The following is a 1,040-nucleotide window of genomic DNA, read 5'->3' as shown; positions in this document are numbered from 1 at the left end:
ATGGCAGATCGTGACAGCGACCAATTCCAGGTTCGCACCGGCCGGACGCGGCATGGCGGCGCGCCGGTCAATTCGCGCACGCTGCCCTTTGTGCGCCAGGTCGAGATCGCCATCCGCAAGCAGGGCGGCAATCCCTATCGCCTCGGTGCAAGCAGCGGTGCCGGGAAGGGGAGTGGCCGCTTCAACGCCCGCGGCCGCGGCGGCAAGCTGGCAGCAGAGTTGCCAAGGGATGGTGGCGGTTGGAAGCAGGACGGCAATGGCGTCCGCTTTCGCTCCCGCCGCGTCGTCGTGAAGGCGCGCGTCGTCAAGTTGCCAGGACGAGGCAAGGGGACCACCGGACGCGGCCAAAAGTTCGTGACGACCAGCAAGGCCGTCGATGCGCATCTGCGCTATCTCCAGCGGGACGGCGTGACCAGGGACGGCGAGAAGGGCAGGGTGTACTCGGCCGTCGAGGACGAGGCCGACGGCAAGGCCTTCGTCGAACGCGGGCGGGGCGACCGGCATCAGTTCCGCTTCATCGTCGCGCCGGAGGATGCCGCGGAGATGGAAGACCTGCGGTCCTTCACCCGCGATCTCATGCGGCAGATGGAGACCGACCTCAACACGCGCCTCGACTGGATCGCCGTCGACCATCACAACACCGGCCATCCGCACACCCATGTGCTGCTGCGCGGCGTCACCGACGACGGCAAGATCCTGAACATCGCCGGCGACTACATCGCCCATGGCATTCGTCACCGGGCAAGCGAGCTGGTCGAACGGGAACTCGGCCTGCAAAGCGAGGTCGAGGTCGCCCGCAAGCTGGCCAACGAAGTCGGGGCCGAACGGCTGACCCGGCTCGACCGCATGCTGATTGCCGAACAGCAGGAGCACGATGTTGTCGATCTCCGTCCCAACGCCAGCGACAGCTACACCATTTCCAGCAACCGCTACCTGCTGATCGATCGGGCGAAGAGGTTGCAACACTTCGGCCTGGCGAGCGAGATCGAGCCCGGCCGGTGGGTGATCTCCGACAGAGCCGAAAGCACGTTGCGAGGACT

Annotated in this window: 1 protein-coding gene; it reads left to right on the top strand. The window is 66.2% G+C overall.

From position 1 onward, the window contains the following. On the top strand, nt 1–1,040 hold a 1,040-nt coding region (locus tag NKI70_RS33855; protein WP_502898957.1), incomplete at both ends, for a relaxase/mobilization nuclease domain-containing protein.

The sequence above is a fragment of the Mesorhizobium sp. M0500 genome, from assembly GCF_040321165.1.
In the GTDB taxonomy this organism is placed as follows: domain Bacteria; phylum Pseudomonadota; class Alphaproteobacteria; order Rhizobiales; family Rhizobiaceae; genus Mesorhizobium.
This window is presented reverse-complemented; position numbering and strand designations above follow the sequence as displayed.